We start from the raw sequence: 335 nt of genomic DNA on the forward strand, positions 1-335 counted from the left end.
GTGATCACACTGCCATCGCTGCGCTTGCCTTGGGCATAGCGCTCAATCAATGCCATTGGGGTTTCCAGCGTCCAATAGCCAATATCCAGATCATTGTCATTAAAAACCTTTTCATGAAATTTCCGCATTTCCTTATAAGTGATATCGGTATTGGTGGAACCCGATGCCGCTTTATCTGCCAAGGTTTTCAAATACGCCCATGCCATATCGTAGCGAATTTTGTCCACTTGCGCCTGCGACAGCGCAATCCCCTTTTGCTTGGCCATGGCCTGCATATATGTCAGCGCGCCATTGCCGGTAATCGTATCGCCGGTTTCTACACCCAAAGCCCACCC

General features: G+C 49.6%; 1 protein-coding gene. It reads right to left on the bottom strand.

Annotated elements, in window-relative coordinates; genetic code table 11:
• On the bottom strand, window positions 1-335 hold a 335-nt coding region (locus tag A2F46_RS12790), incomplete at both ends, for a hypothetical protein (RefSeq protein ID WP_197457681.1).

It is taken from the genome of Snodgrassella sp. CFCC 13594 (assembly GCF_001590725.1).
In the GTDB taxonomy this organism is placed as follows: Bacteria; Pseudomonadota; Gammaproteobacteria; order Burkholderiales; family Neisseriaceae; genus Snodgrassella.